We start from the raw sequence: 17,149 nt of genomic DNA on the forward strand, positions 1-17,149 counted from the left end.
CGGAGCTCAGGCAGCCTTGGCGTTGTCGGAGGGAAGTGCACGCGGCGCGCAATCGCGCACGGCATCGGCGATGGCCTTGATATGCGCGGGCGTGGTGCCGCAGCAGCCACCCACGAAATTCAGCAGGCCGTCGCGGGCGAAGCCGCCGATGACGGAAGCCATCTGTTCGGGTGTTTCGTCGTACTCGCCGAATGCGTTGGGCAGGCCGGCATTGGGATGGGTGCTGACGAAACAGCTGGCGGCGTTGGCGAGCACTTGCACATGCGGACGGAGATCGGCTGCGCCCAGGGCGCAATTGAGGCCCACGGAAAGCGGACGCGCGTGCTGCACGGAGTAGTAAAACGCCTCGGCGGTCTGGCCCGACAAGGTGCGGCCGGAGCGGTCCGTAATGGTGCCCGAGATCATCACCGGCACGCGCGTGCCGCGCTGATGGAACAGCTCGCTGAGGGCGAACAGCGCCGCCTTGGCGTTGAGCGTATCGAAGATGGTTTCGACCATGACGATATCGGCGCCACCATCGATGAGGCCGCTCGCCGCTTCGGTGTAATTGAGGGCCAGCTCTTCGAACGTGACGTTGCGGAAGCCCGGGTCATTCACATCCGGCGACAGCGAGGCGGTACGGCTGGTGGGACCGAGCACGCCGATGACAAAGCGGGGTTTATCAGGTGTCCTCGCCTCGATCGCGTCGCAGGCGGCGCGCGCGAGGCGCGCACCTTCCCGGTTCAACTCATAGGCGAGATGTTCGAGGTGGTAGTCGGCCTGGCTGATGCGCGTGGAATTGAAGGTATTGGTCTCGACCAGGTCCGCGCCGGCTTCGAGATAGGCCTCGTGCACGCCACGGATGATGTCCGGGTTGGTCAGCGTCAGCAGGTCGTTGTTGCCTTTGAGGTCGCAACTACCTGGATGGTCGTGCGTGTGCACGCTGTCATGACCATCCACAAAACGATCGCCGCGGAAAGCGGTCTCGTCCAGTTGATGGCCTTGCAGCATGGTGCCCATGCCGCCGTCGATGATGAGGATGCGCTCGCGCAACTGGCGCTCCAGCAGGGCGACGCGTTCGGGGTGTAGCCAGGGCAACATGCTCATGGGCGGAATCTCGTTTAGGGCTTGCGCGCAAGCAGGCTGGTCACTTCGAAGTGAGGTGCCTTGCGTTCGCGGCTAAGCCGGGTACAGCTCAGTACATCCAGACCGGCCGAACGGGCGAAGCCGCCCAGTTCATCGGCGGAAAAACCAAGATTGCGGTGATCGAAGGGCTCGACCACGGCGCGGTGGTCATGCTTGCCGAGCGTGACAGCGAGCAGCCGGCCACCACGGCGCAGCAGGCGCGCTGCCTCGGCCACCGCCTTGGCGGGCTGTTCGGCATAGGTGAGGGCGTGCAGCATCAGGACAAGGTCGAAGCGCCGGTCGCCCAGGTCCAAGGCATGCATGTCGCCGTGGCGCACTTCGACATTGGTGAAGGGTTTGAGGCGTTGAGCCGCTGCTTCCGCCACTCGTTCGCTGCTGTCCACGCACACGATGGAGCGCGCGTGCGGGGCGAGCAGCTCGGCGGTGATGCCATCGCCGGAAGCGATATCCAGCACGTCGCCGGTTTCCAGCAACTGCAGCAGGGAGCGCGCCAAGGTCTCCCAGGTGCGACCGGGCGAGTAGTGGCGCTCCATGTCGCCGGCTACCGTATCGGCCCAACCTTCGGAACGTGCACGCTGAGCCAGAACACCGGGCAAGCGCGCAGCGTCTTCGCGCAGCAAGGCATCATCGATGCTGTCGCGCAGGGACTTCAGCAGGATCCGCTGCTGTTCGTCGCTCTCGTTGTTGGCGCGGTAATACGCCGATACGCCTGCGCGGCGGTCGCGCACCAGGTCGGCTTCCTTGAGCTTGGCCAGATGCGTCGACACGCGCGGCTGCGCGAGATGCAGCACGGAGGCCAATTCGGCCACGGTGAGTTCCTCGCCTTCGAGCAGGGCGAGCAAGCGCACACGGGTCGGGTCCGCCAGCAGGCGCAGCACGCTGGAGGCGGTGGCCAAGTCCATCTAGCATCCTTATATCGCGATAAAGAGATGCATAAGGCTAGGCCCCTCGGTGCCATGCGTCAAGAAGAACCCTCCCTATCTACCTTCAATGTAGGAGCGCACCCTGTGCGCGATCACGGCGTTACCGCTCCGTTGGCTGTTCACTCGGGCCATCTCTGGCCCTCGCCCTTCGGGCAGCTGTCGCTGTGCAAACCGGCAGTCCTGCCGGTTTGTCGCGCACAGGGCGCGCTCCAACCTAGTAGAGGTTCTTGCTGCACTCGCACAAGGTTCATCGCCCTCGGCGGGCTAAAATAGCGGGCTAGCTAATGTTCCGGAGTAGTCCATGGATTTCCGTTTTACCGATGACCAACTGTCCATCCAGTCCATCGCCCGTGATTTTGCGCAGAAGCGCATCGTGCCGGTAGCGGCCGAGTTGGATGCCAAGGGCGAGTTCCCGCTGGAGAACATCCGCGAGATGGGCCAGTTGGGCTTGATGGGTATTGAGGTGCCGACCGAGTACGGTGGAGCGGGCATGGACCCGATCGCTTACGTGCTGGCGGTGATCGAGATTGCAGCGGCCGATGCCGCCACGGCGACCATCATGTCGGTCAACAACTCGCTGTTCTGCAACGGCATCCTCAAGCACGGTACGGAAGCGCAGAAGCAGAAATACGTGCGCGCGATCGCGCAGGGCGATGCGATTGGGGCCTACGCACTCACCGAGCCGCAGTCCGGCTCCGATGCGTCGGCCATGCATACCCGCGCCACCCAGAACGCCGATGGTAATTGGGTCATCAACGGTAAGAAGAGCTGGATCACCTCCGGCCCGGTCGCGCGCTACATCATCCTGTTTGCCATCAGCACGCCAGGCATCGGCGCCAAGGGCGTGTCGGCGTTTATCGTCGATACCCAGCTGCCGGGTTTCCACGCGGGCAAGACCGAGCCCAAGCTCGGTATCCGTGCCTCGGCCACCTGCGAAATTGAATTCACCGACTACGTGCTGCCCAAGGAAAACCTGCTGGGCCAAGAGGGTAAGGGCTTCTCCATCGCCATGGGCGTGCTCGACGCCGGGCGTATCGGCATTGCTTCACAGTCGGTGGGCATTGCGCGCGCCGCGTATGAAGCGACGCTGCAGTGGTCGCGCGACCGCAAGGCGTTTGGCCATCCGATTGGTACGTTCCAGATGACGCAGTCCAAGATTGCCGATATGAAGTGCAAGCTCGATGCGGCAACCCTGCTTACCCTGCGCGCGGCCTGGGCCAAGGGCGAGGCGGAAAAGAACGGCGGCCGCTTCGGCACCGAGGCTTCGGTGGCCAAGCTCACCGCCTCCGAGGCGGCGATGTGGATCGCCCACCAGGCCGTGCAGATCCATGGCGGCATGGGCTACTCCAAGGAGATGCCGCTGGAGCGCTACTTCCGCGACGCCAAGATCACCGAGATCTACGAAGGCACCAGCGAGATCCAGCGTCTGGTGATCGCCCGCGCGGAAACCGGTCTGCGCTGATCGGTCTGTTGGCTGTTTTGATGCGCCCGGCCGGGGAACCTGCCGGGCGTTTTCGTTTCGCGGGATGCCTGCGGGGATGGGTGTTGACGCGCGTCCCGTAATCGCAAATACTTGCGATTCGCCACGGAGTGAGGTCCCCTCCCGCCAAGGACGGCAACTTGCTCAAGATTGAGCGACACAAACCCCCCCCGATGCCTCAACGGCAGTTGACTGCCCGGCCAGCTGTAGTGCCTGATCAGGCTTGACTCGTCATTCGGCGACATCAGGTCCAAGGGGAAAGCTATGTCATCGCAGGTGCTGGATAGCGCCCGGAGTAACGCGGCGGGCATTGAGGATACCAACGGCACGGTCTACAAGGCCTTGCTGGAGTCGACCAAGGCCATTCCATGGAAAATCGACTGGAACACCATGGCCTTTGCCTATGTCGGACCGCAGATCGAGGCGCTGCTGGGCTGGGAGCCGTCGAGCTGGGTAAGCGTGCAGGACTGGGCCGATCGCATGCATCCGGAAGATCGCGATTGGGCCGTGGCGTTTTGCGTGGCGCAGTCGAAAGCCGGTGTGGATCACGAGGCCGATTACCGGGCGCTGTGCAAGAACGGCGAGTACGTATGGATTCGCGATGTCGTGCACGTCGTGCGCAATGATGATGGCTCGGTCGATTCGCTGGTCGGGTTCATGTTCGACATCAGCGAGCGCAAGCGCACCGAACAAAGGCTGCTCGACCTGCAGCGGGAGCTGGAGGCGTTGTCGTTCAAGGATGGCTTGACGGGCATTGCCAACCGGCGCCGCTTTGACGCCGTGTTTGAAGAAGACTGGGCCAATGCACGGCGCAGCGGCAAGCCCTTGTCGCTGGTCATGCTCGATATCGACTACTTCAAGCAATACAACGATCACTACGGACACCTGCAGGGCGACTATTGCCTCAAGCTGGTGGCCAACGTGTTGAGTGCAGCGGTGAACCGCACGCATGATTTCCTGGCCCGCTTCGGCGGCGAGGAGTTCGTGCTGGTGCTGCCGGAAACGGATGCGGATGCCGCCATGCGTGTAGTCGAGCGATGCCGGCAGCTGCTCGTGCAAGAGTGGATTCCGCACGAACGCTCCATGGTCAGCAAGGCAGTTACGGTCAGTATCGGCGTCGGGACGGTCGTGCCGATGCACGGCGACGAGCGATTGTCCTTTATCGAACTGGTGGATCGACGTCTTTACCAGGCCAAGCAGCGCGGAAGAAACGCTGTCGTCGCCAGCGACTGACAGGCGCAGTAAGGCTTGCCAAGAAAAAAGCCCCGGTCTCGCGACCGGGGCTTTTCGTTTTACTCGAGGCGGATATCGCCGCGTTCGGATCAGGCGCCGCGACGCGGGTCCGAGTCGAACGGCTGCATGCCGGCCGGATCCTGCGGTGGCGGGGTGCCGCCGGTACCGCCTTCGGCTGCCGGACCGCCATGGCTGCCGCGGATCGAATGCGATGCCTCGTCCAGCTTGTCGCCGAGCAGGCGACGCACCACCACGTAGAACACCGGGATCAGCAGCAGGCCGAGGAAGGTGGCGAACAGCATGCCGCCGATCACGCCGGTACCAATCGCGTGGCGGGCGTTGGCGCCGGCACCTGTGGAGATGAACAGCGGGAACACACCCAGGATGAAGGCCATCGACGTCATCAGGATCGGGCGCAGTCGCAGGCGGGCCGCTTCGATCACACCAGCGCGCAGGGTGTGGCCTTGCTGCTGTTGCTCCACCGCAAATTCCACGATCAGGATCGCGTTCTTTGCGGCAAGACCAATCACCGTGATCATGCCGATCTTGAAGTAGATGTCGTTGGACAGTCCGCGCAGCATGGTAAACACCACCACGCCGAGCACACCGAGCGGCACGACCAGCAGCACCGACACCGGAATCGACCAGCTCTCGTACAGCGCCGCCAGGCACAGGAACACGATGAAGATGGATAGCACCAGCAACAGCGTGGCCGAGTTGCCGGCCAGGATTTCCTGGTACGACTGGCCCGTCCAGTCGTAGCCAAATCCCTTCGGCAGGTTGTCGTTGACAATGCCCTCGATCACGCCCATCGCCTGGCCGGTGGAATAACCCGGACCTTCGTTACCCACGATTTCCACCGCGGAATAGCCGTTGTAGCGGGTCAGCGCCGGTGCGGCATAGCCCCAGTCGGCGTGCACGACGCTCGCCAACGGGATCATGTTGTTGACGGTAGGTGAGCTGCTGGCCGCGGCCAGCGTGCTGGGCGTGTAGATGTGCTGCAGCGCTTCGGGTCCCATGCGGAAGGGCGCGTCGGCCTGCACCATCACTCGCTTCACGCGGCCGCCGTAGGAGAAGTCGTTGACGTACACCGGGGCCAGCGTCAGCTGAATCGCGTTGTAGATGTCGCTGACCGAAAGGCCCATCGATTGCGCCTGCTGGCGATCGACACTCAGATTGAGCTGTGGGGCGCTTTCCAGCGTGTTCGGACGCACGCCGACCAGGGCAGGGCTCTGCGCGGCCTTGCCGAGCAGCGTATTGCGTGCCTCGGTGAGTTCATCGCGCGACTGGCCCGAACGCGCCTGCAGGTACATGTCGATGCCGCCGAACTGGCTGAGACCGCGGATGGTGGGTAGGTTGACCACGAAGATCTGCGCATCGCGGATACCGTGCAACTTCTTGTTGGCTTGCTGGATGAACTCCGTCGCCGTGATGTCGCGGGCACTCCAGTCCTTCAACCGGACGAAATCCATGCCGGTGTTTTCGCCGGTACCCACGAAGCTGAAGCCGGAGATCTGGAACACGCCTTCGACGGCCGGATCCTTCAGCAGCACCTCACGGATTTGCCGGTTGACCTCCTTCGTACGTTGCAGGCTCGCACCGGGCGGCAGCGTTACGATGGCTAGCGCGTAGCCCTGGTCTTCCTCAGGCACGAAGCTGGTCGGCACGCGGGTAAACAGGAAGCCCAACAACACCACGATCAGCGCGAACATGATCATCCAGCGGGGGGCATTCTTGACCGCGCCGCCGATATGGCCGGTGTACGTATGCGTCACCCACCCGAACAGGTCGTTGAACTTGCGATAGATGATGTTTTTCTTGTGGGTATGCGTCGGCTGCAGCAGGGTGGCGCATAGTGCCGGCGTGAACGATAGCGCGAGGAACGCCGAGAAGCCCATTGACACCGCAATGGTCAGCGCGAACTGCTTGTAGATCACGCCCGAGGCGCCGGGCTGCAGGGCCGACGGCACGAACACCGCCGCCAGCACCACGGTGATCGCCACGATGGCGCCGGTGATCTGGCCCATCGCCTTGCGCGTGGCCTCCTTCGGCGACAGGTGCTCCTCGGTCATGATGCGTTCGACGTTCTCGATCACCACGATCGCGTCGTCCACCACGATACCGATGGCGAGCACCATGCCGAACAAGGTCAGCTGGTTGATGGTAAAGCCCAGCGGCAACAGGCCCAGGAACGTGCCCAGCAGCGCGACCGGAATCACCAGGGTCGGAATGATGGTGGCCCGCAAGTTCTGCAGGAACAACAGCATTACCAGGAACACCAGGATGATCGCCTCGACCAGGGTTTGGACCACTTCCTTGATCGAGATCTTCACGAAGGTGGTGGTGTCGTAGGGGGCGAACCAGGTCACGCCTTCGGGGAAGCTTCTGGCCAGATCCGCCATCTTGGCGCGCACGGCGGTGGCCACGTCCAGCGCGTTCGCGCCGGGCAGCAGCTGGACGCCAAACGAACCGGTGGCGGTGCCGTTATAGGTGGCGGCAAAGCCGTAGCTCTGGGGGCCAAAGTCGATACGGGCCACGTCGCGGAGCTTGACCACGGTGCCATCGCTGTCGGCGCGCAGGATGATGTTCTCGAACTCGCTGGGCGTGACGAAGCGGCCTTCCGCGGATACGGTCGCGCTGAAGCCCTGACCGTTCGTGGCCGGATCGGAACCGAGCGAGCCAGCGGCGAACTGTACGTTTTGCGTTTGCAGCGCGGTGAGCACCTGCGTCGCCGACAATTTATAACCCTGCAACTTGTCCGGGTTGAGCCAGACGCGCATCGCGTATTCTGAGCCGAGCTGGCGGGTGCTGCCCACGCCCGGAATACGGCCGATCTGGTCCAGCACCTGCGAGGACACGATGTCGGTGAGCTTGTCGCCGTCGATGCGCGGGTTATCCGAGGTCAGCGCGATGAACATCAGGAAGTCCGGGTTGCTCTTGGCCACCACGACGCCCTGCAGGTTCACCTGGGCGGGCAGGCGCGGGGTGGCCAGTGCCACCTTGTTCTGCACCTGCACCTGGGCGATGTCCGGATCGGTGCCGGTTTCGAAGGTGAGTGTGACCGTAGCCGTGCCGCTGGAGCTGGACGACGAACTGAAGTACAGCAGGTGATCGATGCCGGTCAGTTGCTGCTCGATCACCTGGGTGACGGTTTTCTCGGTGGTATCCGCGCTGGCGCCGGGGTAGGTCGCATTGACCGTCACCTGGGGCGGGGCGATGTTCGGATACGACTCGATACCCATGCTCAACACCGCGATGGTGCCGCACAGGGAGATCAGGATCGCCACCACCCACGCGAAAATGGGGCGGTCAATAAAGAAACTGGGCATGGTCTACTCCTTTACTGCCCGCCGGCCGGCTTGCCGCTAGCCGGGGCTTGGCCCGGCTTGGCGGCACCGCCCGGGGCACCCTGTTCGGGCTGCCATGGCGCTGCCTTGGCCGGAGCGCCTTCCTTGACACGCTGCAGGCCCGACACGACCACTTGATCGCCTGCCTGCAGGCCACTGGTGACGATCCAGTTGTTGCCGCTGGTGTCGCTGGCGGTCACGGTCTTGCGCACGACCTTGCCATCGGCACCGACCACCATGGTGTAGGCACCTGCCGTATCGCGCAGCAGGGCCGCCTGTGGCACCAGGAATACATTGTGCTGCTCGCCCAGGTTGGCCTCGATCGTTACGTATTGGCCGGGGAGCAGGGTGCGGTCAGGGTTTGGCAGCTGGGCGCGCAGGCTCACTGCGCCGGTGGACGGGTTGACCGTGGTGTCGGAGAAATCGAGCGTACCTTGCTGGTCATAGACGCTGCCGTCGGGCAGGGTCACCGCCACGGTGGCCTTGTTCTGTTCTGCCAGCGTGACCTTGCCGGCATTCTGCGCGCGACGCAGCCGATCAAGATCGGCCACGCTCACGGTGAAGTTCACATAGAGCGGATCGAGCTGGTCGACGGTGGTGAGCAAGGTTGCATTGGCGCCGGTATCGGCCGTACTGCTGCCGACAATGGCGCCCTCGGTGACCTGCTGCTGGCCAGAGCGGCCATTGATCGGGGCCGTGATCTTGGTATAGCTGAGGTTGACCCGGGCGGTCTGCACAACGGCATCGGCCTGCAGCACCGCGGCGGCGGAGCTGCGCTCGGTGGCTTCGTCCGCATCCAGCTGGGCCTTGGAAACGAAGCCCTTCGGCACCAGCGCACGATCACGCTCGGCCTGGACGTGGGCATTGGCGTAGGTCGCCTTGGCCGAGGCGAGGTTGGCCAGGTCCGCGTTCAGCGCGGCTAGATACGGTGCCGGGTCGATCTCGAACATCAACTGCCCCTGCTTGACGTCACTGCCTTCGACATAGACGCGCTTGAGCAGCAGGCCGGACACGCGAGCCCGCACGTCACCACTGCGATAGGGGGAAAGTCGGCCCACGAGGCTCTTGTGCAGAGGCTCCGTCTGCGGCTGCACCTTGACCACGCCGACTTCCGGTGGCGGCATCTGCGGCGGACCTTGGTCCTTGCCTTTGCCGCAGGCGGCCAGTGAGAGCAGGCCTAGGCACAACAGGGGTGTGCGCAGAGACGAGGACTTCATGTGGGCTCCATTCTTCTAATGTGGTCGGGATCTAGCTTGTCGTCGCCACTCCGGGCGATGACAAAGCGTTCAACTACGTCGAGCACACGACAGCCCCGAGTGCCTTGGGTCCCGGGGGAGGGGAGGGGCACGATCAGGGCAGGCACCGCGGCTCATGGATAGTGAGCGGACGTGGACTATACCGTACAGTTTAAAATTTGTAGAGGCGTTGACTTTCCTGGCAATCGCCGGCCTGAGCTCTTGGAGTGATTGACGGGACAGGTATCGCCTACGGTGAAAGCCTGTCCCCCGTAACGGATCCTGGGAAGACTAATTTTGACTTATATCCGTGAAGGAACGGTGTCGGTGTAGTACCGGGCATGCCCGACGCGACGGCCGTTCCATCTTGCCATCCGTGCGCGACGTCGGCGTGTGCCGGTCGTCCCGTGTGCCCGAGCAACGCGGCGATCGATGCCGCCGCTTGCCGACCGGATGCGTGCATGGTCGAAGCGGCGGTTGGGCGCTGGCCATAAGGGCGATGTCATCGATGATGCGTGTGTTGCGCCGCAGCGCAACGCCATGGGCGCACGGGACACCTATGGTGTGATCGATTCAAATAGCTGTACGCGTGGGTATTGCAGTCTTGCCGTTGCCATGGGCGACGCAATAGTCGAAGCCGAGACGTGATTGCCACGAGCTTTTTCACTGCAAGGAACGAGGGCGCTGGCCACGGCTGTAGCGAATTTACTTTGTGTCGGTCGCACGCGGCAGGTCTTGCTGCAAGAGCGTCATGACCTGCTACAAGCTGAAGTCGTCTTACCGCAAAGGTAGCTAAGGTCTGACGCGAGGCGTATTCTTCTAGAGCTTTTTTTGCCTCATTCCGTCTCCACTGAACAGTAGATGCCATGAACGCGATTCGTGCGGCTAGCAGCAGCTCCTTCCCCACTGTTGTATTCGAAGAACTGAAGAAAAGCGGACTAACGACCCAGCGCCTTGATGAGGCGCAATTTTTTATCGACGCTTTCTTCGCGCGTATCGCGGATAGCGATCTGCAGTCCCACACGGCGACCGAATGGGCCGCGTTGATCGCGGACCTGCTCGACTTCATGCAGCAGCGTCAGCCAGGCCGCGCTGTCGTACGTGTGATCAACCCGGGTGCTGGCCATGAGGGCCGCAGCTATATCCAGGTGGTGACGGATGACATGCCGTTCCTGGTGGACACGGTTAGCATGATCGCGGGCCAGCATCTGCAGATTCATGCGGTGATCCATCCGGTCGTCGAGGTAATGCGCGATGCGGCGGGCAAGCTGGTCAAGCTGGTTGCCGAGTACGGTCAGTCCGAATCGGTGATGCATTTCGAAGTCGACCGCGTCGCGGACGAGGCCGAGCAGATTCAGCTGAAGGCGCAGATCGAGACGGCGCTGGAAGACGTACGCACGGCCGTCAACGACTGGGCCAAGATGCGCGACCAGGCGCTGTCCATCGCCGCCGAGCTGCCGCAGCGCCAGTTGCCGCTCGATGCCGCTTCGGTGCATGAGGCGTCGGAATTCCTGCGCTGGCTCGCCGACGACAACTTCACCTTCCTCGGTTATCGCGAATACGAAGTGACCGAGACCGATGGCGAGGAAGTGCTGCGCGCCGTCGAGCCGTCGGGCATGGGCATCCTGCACAAGAGCGAGCGCTCGCTGGCACCGCGCTCGCTGCGTACGCTGGTGGCGCATGAGCTGCCGCAGTCCGGCTCCACCGACGCCATCATCCTGACCAAGACCAATGCGCGTTCGCATGCGCATCGCCCCGGCTACATGGATTACGTTGGCGTGCTCAAGTTCGATGCCGCCGGCAAGCCGGTGGCCGAGCAGCGCTTCCTGGGCCTGTTCTCGTCCAACGCCTATATGGCGCGCCCGCAGAACGTGCCGCTGGTGCGCCAGAAGTTCGAGTTCGCCATGGAGCGCTCGGGGCTCAAGCGCGATTCGCATTCGGGCAAGGCCTTGCGCCACATCCTGGAGACGCTGCCGCGCGATGAGTTGTTCCAGAGCAGCGAAGACGAGCTCTACAACACCGCGATGGGTACCCTCGAACTGCGCCAGCGTGCCCGCACGCGCCTGTTCGTGCGCCGTGACCGCTATGGCCGTTTCATCACCTGCCTGGTCTATGTGCCGCGTGATCGTTTCAATACGACCGTGCGCGAGCGCATCGAAACGCTGCTTAGCGACGCCATGCGCGGCGAGCATCTGGACTCGTCCGTGCTGATGGGCGAGGCCGCCCTGGTGCGCCTGCACGTGGTGGTGCGCCCCAAGATCGGCGACCAGGCGTCCTACGATGTTGCCGAGCTCGAAAAGGGCGTGGCCACCATCGTGCGCAACTGGCACGACGACTTGCGCGACGAACTGGTGCGTACGCTGGGTGAACACGACGGCGTAGTGCTGGCCAACCGCTATGCCAAGGCCTTGCCGGCGGGCTACGTCGAAGACGTCACGCCGACGGCGGCGGCGGAGGATGTACGCCAGCTTTCGTTGCTCAAGGGCGACGATGCGGTACGCATGTCGTTCTATCACCCGGCCGAACGTCCGGATGAGTTGCGCTTCAAGATCTATCGCAGCGGTGGTGACATTGCGCTGTCCGAAGTGCTGCCGCAGCTGGAGAACCTTGGCCTGCGCGTGCTCACCGAGCATCTGTACGACGTAAACGTCGACGGTTCGGTGCTGTATATCCAGGATTTCGAGGTGCAGACCGCCGGCAGCCTGGCTTTCAGCGTGGAGCAGGTCGGTACGCTGTTCGAGGACGCGTTCGAACAGATCTGGCGCGGCAATGCCGAGAACGACGGTTTCAACCGCCTGGTACTAGGCGGCAAGCTGAGCTGGCGCCAGGTCGCGATGCTGCGCGGCTATTGCAAGTACCTGTTGCAGACGGGCGTGGCGTTCTCGCAGAGCTATATGGAAGACGCGTTCAACCGCTATCCGGCGATCGCCGGCCTGTTGGTGGAGCTGTTCCTGGCCAAGTTCGACCCGCGCCGCGAAACGCTGTCGGCCGCTGAGCTGACCAAGGCTGGCGCAGCGCTCGCCGCCGAAATGCAGGTGCTGATTCCGGAATCGGTACGCACGCTGCATCCGGGTGTCATCGATGGCCTGGTAGGCGCGCTTTCCAAGCCACGCGGCGAGCAGGTGGTGGTGGTGAAAGAGGCCATCGGCACGCTGCTTGAAACCGTGTCCAGCCTGGATGACGACCGCATCTTGCGCAGCTTCGTTACGTTGATTCGTTCGACCTTGCGTACCAGCTTCTTCCAGCAGTGGGAGGGTGCCTACCGTAGCTACATCAGCTACAAGTTCGATTCGCACGGCGTGCCGGAGCTGCCCAAGCCGGTGCCGTACCGCGAAATCTTTGTCTGCGCACCGCGCGTGGAAGGTATTCACCTGCGCTTCGGTGCGGTTGCCCGCGGCGGCCTGCGCTGGTCTGATCGCCGCGAAGATTTCCGCACCGAGGTGCTCGGCCTGGTGAAGGCACAGATGGTGAAGAACACCGTCATCGTGCCGGTCGGTTCGAAGGGCGGCTTCTACGTGAAGCGTGCGCCGGTGAACGGTGACCGCGACGCGCAGCTGGCCGAAGGTATCGCCTGCTACCGCATGTTCATCAACGGCCTGCTCGACATCACCGACAACCTGGTCGAAGGCAAGGTGGTACCGCCGCACGAGGTGGTACGTCACGATGCGGACGACCCGTACCTGGTGGTTGCTGCCGACAAGGGCACGGCTACGTTCTCCGATATCGCCAACGCGATCTCGATCGAGCACGGCTTCTGGCTGGGCGACGCGTTTGCCTCGGGCGGTTCGAACGGTTACGACCACAAGGGCATGGGCATTACGGCCAAGGGCGCCTGGGAGTCGGTGAAGCGCCACTTCCGTGCGCTGGGCCGCAACACCCAGACCGAGGATTTCACCTGCGTCGGCATCGGTGACATGTCCGGCGACGTGTTCGGCAACGGCATGCTGCTGTCGCGGCATATCCGCCTGCTCGTCGCGTTCGATCATCGACATATCTTCTTCGATCCGAATCCGGATACGGAGCGTTCGTTCGTCGAGCGCGAGCGCATGTTCAAACTGCCACGCTCGAGCTGGGACGACTACGACAAGTCGTTGATCTCGGCCGGTGGTGGCGTCTATGCGCGCAGCCTGAAGTCGATTCCGGTGTCGCCGGAAGTGCGTGCGGCGCTTGGCCTCAAGGCCGACGTGACGCAGATGGCGCCGAACGAATTGCTCAGTGCCATCCTCAAGGCACCGGTGGACCTGCTGTGGAACGGCGGTATCGGCACCTATGTGAAAGCCAGCAGCGAAACGCACGCGGACGTGGGCGATCGCGCCAACAACGCCCTGCGTGTCAACGGTGGCGAGCTGCGCTGCAAGGTGGTAGGCGAGGGCGGCAACCTGGGCATGACCCAGAAGGGCCGCATCGAGGCTGCCCACCATGGCGTGTTGCTCAATACCGACTTCATCGACAACTCCGCCGGCGTGGACACCTCCGATCACGAGGTGAACATCAAGATCCTGCTGAACGATGCCGTGCAGCGTGGCGAGTTGACCGAGGACGCGCGCAACAAACAGCTGGCCGCGATGACGGACGAAGTCGGCGAGTTGGTGCTGTGGGACAACTACCGCCAGAACCAGGCCATCACCCTGATGGAGCACCAGTCGGTGCAACGCATCGGCTCGATGGCACACTTCATCCGCATGCTGGAGAGCGAGGGCCTGCTCGACCGCCAGGTGGAGAACCTGCCGAGTGAGGCGGAGCTGATCGAGCGCAAGACGCGCGGCATCGGCATGACCCGCCCGGAGCTGGCGGTGCTGCTGTCGTACGACAAGCTCAAGCTGTACCAGCAGTTGCTGGATTCGGACGTGCCGGAAGATCCGTACCTGTCCAAGGAACTGGTGCGCTACTTCCCCGAGCCTTTGCACACCAAGTACGCCGAGCACATGCAGCGCCATCGCCTGAAGCGCGAGATCATCGCCACGGCAGTGACGAACTCGACGATCAACCGCATGGGCGCCACCTTCATGATGCGCATGCAGGAAGACACCGGGCAGGGTCCGGCGGCGATTTCCAAGGCCTACACGGCGGCGCGCGAAATCCTCGGCGCACGCCCGTTGTGGTCGGAGATCGAGGCGCTGGACGGCAAGGTCGCCGAAAACACCCAGATCGATGCCATCCTGCAGATCTGGTCGCTACTGCGTCATATGACGCGTTGGCTGCTGAACCGCCCGGGCGGCACGCTGGACATCAATGCCAACGTCGAACGCTACCAGAATGGCGTGTCGGCACTGCACGCGGCGTTGCCGGCGGCACTCACCGAAACCGGCAAGGCGGATTTCGCCACCAGCCAGGAAAAGTGGGAAGGTCTCGGCCTGCCGGCGGAATTGGCCCTGCGTCTGGCACGCATCCCCGAGTTGCGCGCGATGCTGGACATCGTGGAGGTCGCGCAGCAGAGCGGCCAGCCGATCGACCAGGTGGCCAGCGTGTTCTACGAACTGGGTGAGTCGTTGGACCTGGAATGGTTGCGCAGCCAGATCGAGGCACTCCCGGTGGAAGGTCACTGGCATGCCCAGGCACGCGGTTCCTTGCTGGATGAGCTGAACCACCAGCATCGCGCCCTGGTTCTGCAGGTGCTGTCGATGACCGGCGGCGCCAAGGATGTCTCGCCGGTGCAGGCCTGGCTGCAGCGTGACGATGCCACGCTGAAGTACACGCGCAATATGCTGGCGGAAATCCTCACCCAGAACGCGGACTACCCGATCGCCTCGGTCGCAGTCCGTCGCCTGGCGCAGTTGGCGCAGGTACCGGTGTAAGCACCCTGTGTAGGAGCGGCTTTAGCCGCGATGCCTTGACGTTGAGGCCATCGCGGCTGAAGCCGCTCCTACCCTTGCGCGTTTCATCCATCTAGGCTCAACTGAGGCCTTCGCCACCTGACTGATGTCCGGCCCTATGCGCTTTGCCTTTGTCGCCAGTGGTACCAATGTTGCCCAGCAGGCCCGGCGCAAGCTCACGGAGCGTTACGGCGACGCGGCTCCGGAGCAGGCCGATGTGATCATCGCGCTAGGTGGCGATGGCTTCATGCTGCGCACCCTGCATGCCTATCGCGCCTTGCCGGCGCCCGTCTATGGCATGAAGCTGGGCCGGGTCGGCTTTCTCATGAACAAGCATCGGATCGACGACCTGGAGGCGCGCATTGAGCGTGCCCACGCCGCCGTCCTGTATCCGCTGGAAATGCGCACCACCGATGCCGAAGGGCAGGTGCATCTCGCGTTGGCGTTCAACGAGGTGTCGCTGTTGCGCCAGAGCAACCAGGCCGCGCATCTGGAAGTGAAGCTCAACGACACCGTGAAGCTCACCACCTTGGTTTGCGACGGCATCCTGGTGTCCACGCCGGCCGGCTCGACGGCCTATAACTTGTCGGCGCACGGTCCGATCCTGCCGCTGGATGCCAATGTGCTGGCACTGACACCGATCAGCCCGTTCCGTCCGCGTCGCTGGCGCGGCGCCATCCTGCCGCACCGCACCCTGGTCACCTTGCGCATCCTCGATCCGGGCAAGCGGCCGGTCAGCGCCACCGCCGATTTCCACGAAGTGCGCGACGTTCGCGAGGTCGAGATCTGTCAGTCCACAGGGCAGGGTGTGCGCCTGCTGTTCGACCCGGAGCACAATCTGGAACAGCGTATTCTCGATGAGCAGTTCGCGCCGGATTGATCCGCGCGCCGCGTGCTAGATTGCCAAGGACGATCCATGATCGACCCAAGCCATGACAACGCCTTCCCTGCTAGACGCCCATGATCCTGCCTCCATCGGTGACAACCGGCTGGTAGTGGCGATTTCCTCGCGCGCCCTGTTCGACCTGGGTGACAGTCATGCGCTGTTCGAGCGCGATGGGCTGGACGCCTATCGTTCCTTCCAGATCGAGCATGAGAACGAAATCCTCAAGCCTGGCGTCGCGTTTCCGCTGGTGCAGAAACTGCTGGACCTCAACAAGCTTGCCGGTGATGTGCCGCCGGTCGAGGTGATCCTGCTGTCGCGCAACTCCGGCGACACTGGCCTGCGCATCTTCAACGCGATCCAGCATTACGGGCTGGAGATCAGTCGCGCTGCGTTCACCAGCGGGGCGCCCACGTCGGACTATATCGCCCCGTTCAAGACCGACCTGTTCCTTTCCGCCAATGCCGAGGACGTCGGCCGTGCCCTAGCCGCCGGCGTGGCCGCTGCCACCATCCTGCCGTCCACGGCACCGCCTCGCGCCAGCGAGCAGTTGCGCATCGCCTTCGATGGTGACGCCGTGATCTTTGGTGACGAAGGCGAGCGCGTCTCGCGCGAGGAAGGGCTGGAAGCGTTCCATCGCAGCGAACACGAACTGGCCGACCAGCCGCTGTCGGTAGGGCCGTTCCGCGGCTTCCTCACCGCGGTGCATCGCTTGCAGGCCGCGTTTCCCGCGGAGGATTCACCCATCCGCACCGCCTTGGTCACGGCGCGTTCCGCACCCGCCCACAAACGCGTGATTCTCACCCTGCGCCGCTGGGGTGTGCGTATCGACGAGGCACTCTTCCTCGGCGGACGCGACAAGGGGCCGTTCCTCGACGCCTTCGGTGCCGACATCTTCTTCGACGATTCGCCGGCGAACGTGGAGTCGGCGCGCAAGCACGTGGCCACCGGCCATGTACCGCATGGCGTGAGCAATCGCTGAGCGCGCCGTTCGAGGGTAATTTTCTGTAGGAGCGCACCCTGTGCGCGACAAACCGGCAGGAATGCCGGCTTGCACAGCGCAAGCTGCCCGGAGGGCGAGGGCCGAGGATGGCCCGAGTGACAAACCGG

The 17,149-nt window shown here is 63.4% G+C and carries 9 protein-coding genes; 5 read left to right on the forward strand and 4 right to left on the reverse strand.

Features of this window, described 5'->3' with window-relative positions:
- Positions 1 to 6: 6 nt before the first annotated feature.
- Positions 7 to 1,086: a homocysteine S-methyltransferase family protein gene (locus ACT01B_RS07420; RefSeq protein ID WP_445146724.1), complete on the reverse strand. Its 1,080-nt coding sequence runs from the start codon at positions 1,084 to 1,086 to the stop codon at positions 7 to 9.
- Positions 1,087 to 1,100: 14 nt separating this feature from the next.
- On the reverse strand, positions 1,101 to 2,027 hold the full coding sequence (locus ACT01B_RS07425) for a metalloregulator ArsR/SmtB family transcription factor (RefSeq protein ID WP_445146725.1): 927 nt from the start codon (positions 2,025 to 2,027) through the stop codon (positions 1,101 to 1,103).
- Positions 2,028 to 2,349: 322 nt separating this feature from the next.
- Here ACT01B_RS07425 and ACT01B_RS07430 point away from each other — a divergent pair, with 322 nt between their 5' ends.
- Both ACT01B_RS07430 and ACT01B_RS07435 read left to right on the forward strand, forming a co-directional pair.
- Positions 2,350 to 3,510: an acyl-CoA dehydrogenase family protein gene (locus ACT01B_RS07430; protein ID WP_445146726.1), complete on the forward strand. Its 1,161-nt coding sequence runs from the start codon at positions 2,350 to 2,352 to the stop codon at positions 3,508 to 3,510.
- Between the two features lie 282 nt (positions 3,511 to 3,792).
- Positions 3,793 to 4,761: a GGDEF domain-containing protein gene (locus tag ACT01B_RS07435; protein WP_445146727.1), complete on the forward strand. Its 969-nt coding sequence runs from the start codon at positions 3,793 to 3,795 to the stop codon at positions 4,759 to 4,761.
- Positions 4,762 to 4,850: 89 nt separating this feature from the next.
- Here ACT01B_RS07435 and ACT01B_RS07440 read toward each other — a convergent pair whose 3' ends face one another.
- Entirely contained in the window at positions 4,851 to 8,090 is a 3,240-nt protein-coding gene (locus ACT01B_RS07440) for a multidrug efflux RND transporter permease subunit (RefSeq protein ID WP_445146728.1), read from the reverse strand.
- A gap of 11 nt (positions 8,091 to 8,101) precedes the next feature.
- A complete protein-coding gene (locus tag ACT01B_RS07445) occupies positions 8,102 to 9,325 on the reverse strand; it encodes an efflux RND transporter periplasmic adaptor subunit (protein ID WP_445146729.1) in 1,224 nt (407 codons plus the stop codon).
- 884 nt (positions 9,326 to 10,209) lie between these two features.
- Here ACT01B_RS07445 and ACT01B_RS07450 point away from each other — a divergent pair.
- From ACT01B_RS07450 to ACT01B_RS07460, 3 genes are all read left to right on the forward strand, one after another.
- Complete coding sequence (locus tag ACT01B_RS07450) at positions 10,210 to 15,138, forward strand: NAD-glutamate dehydrogenase (RefSeq protein ID WP_445146730.1); 4,929 nt, start codon at positions 10,210 to 10,212, stop codon at positions 15,136 to 15,138.
- A 124-nt stretch (positions 15,139 to 15,262) separates the two neighbouring features.
- Positions 15,263 to 16,036 (forward strand): NAD kinase, encoded by a 774-nt coding sequence (locus ACT01B_RS07455; RefSeq protein WP_445146731.1) that lies wholly within the window; start codon positions 15,263 to 15,265, stop codon positions 16,034 to 16,036.
- A gap of 52 nt (positions 16,037 to 16,088) precedes the next feature.
- A complete protein-coding gene (locus tag ACT01B_RS07460; RefSeq protein ID WP_445146732.1) occupies positions 16,089 to 17,021 on the forward strand; it encodes a 5'-nucleotidase in 933 nt (310 codons plus the stop codon).
- Positions 17,022 to 17,149 lie beyond the last annotated feature (128 nt).

Source organism: Dyella sp. Tek66A03 (genome assembly GCF_052567735.1).

Bases quoted from the DNA above. Each gene is read 5' to 3' on its own strand.
- ACT01B_RS07420 (WP_445146724.1), bottom strand. From the start codon at position 1,086: ATGAGCATGTTGCCCTGGCTACACCCCGAACGCGTCGCCCTGCTGGAG.
- ACT01B_RS07425 (WP_445146725.1), bottom strand. From the start codon at position 2,027: ATGGACTTGGCCACCGCCTCCAGCGTGCTGCGCCTGCTGGCGGACCCG.
- ACT01B_RS07430 (WP_445146726.1), top strand. From the start codon at position 2,350: ATGGATTTCCGTTTTACCGATGACCAACTGTCCATCCAGTCCATCGCC.
- ACT01B_RS07435 (WP_445146727.1), top strand. From the start codon at position 3,793: ATGTCATCGCAGGTGCTGGATAGCGCCCGGAGTAACGCGGCGGGCATT.
- ACT01B_RS07440 (WP_445146728.1), bottom strand. From the start codon at position 8,090: ATGCCCAGTTTCTTTATTGACCGCCCCATTTTCGCGTGGGTGGTGGCG.
- ACT01B_RS07445 (WP_445146729.1), bottom strand. From the start codon at position 9,325: ATGAAGTCCTCGTCTCTGCGCACACCCCTGTTGTGCCTAGGCCTGCTC.
- ACT01B_RS07450 (WP_445146730.1), top strand. From the start codon at position 10,210: ATGAACGCGATTCGTGCGGCTAGCAGCAGCTCCTTCCCCACTGTTGTA.
- ACT01B_RS07455 (WP_445146731.1), top strand. From the start codon at position 15,263: ATGTCCGGCCCTATGCGCTTTGCCTTTGTCGCCAGTGGTACCAATGTT.
- ACT01B_RS07460 (WP_445146732.1), top strand. From the start codon at position 16,089: ATGACAACGCCTTCCCTGCTAGACGCCCATGATCCTGCCTCCATCGGT.